This is a genomic window from Photorhabdus africana (genome assembly GCF_035181445.1).
Classification (GTDB): domain Bacteria; phylum Pseudomonadota; class Gammaproteobacteria; order Enterobacterales; family Enterobacteriaceae; genus Photorhabdus; species Photorhabdus laumondii.
In genome coordinates this window covers 1-296 of sequence record NZ_JAXBVE010000236.1, presented here as the reverse complement: position 1 = coordinate 296, position 296 = coordinate 1, and the positions used below count along the sequence as shown (strand labels likewise).

Annotated in this window: 1 protein-coding gene; it reads left to right on the top strand. The window is 46.6% G+C overall.

The window, feature by feature from the left end; genetic code table 11:
* Positions 1-212: hypothetical protein (locus SLS51_RS23560; RefSeq protein ID WP_323840887.1), on the top strand; the 212-nt coding region annotated here is incomplete at its 5' end.
* Positions 213-296 lie beyond the last annotated feature (84 nt).

The window sequence follows — 296 nt, the reverse complement described above, 5'->3', positions numbered from 1 at the left end:
TGGTGGTGCGGATGGGGGATAAGAATGCCTCGGGAGAGCGAGAGTTTACTGCGCTGTCGGATAATGCGGTTGATACCTTAATCCAGGCAATGAGCAGTTTTGCGCCCACCGCGGGAGATAATGGTTTTATTGACAATCTGGCGAGTCAGGCGAAAATGGTCATGACAACGGCGTGGGCAGATACCACGGTGGGTAAGGTGCAGTTTGCGTAATTAATTCTCAAAAATAAAAGTTAAAATGAATAATAAAAAAGGCTCACAGAATCGGTGAGCCTTTTTTCACTGCGGAGTAATGGA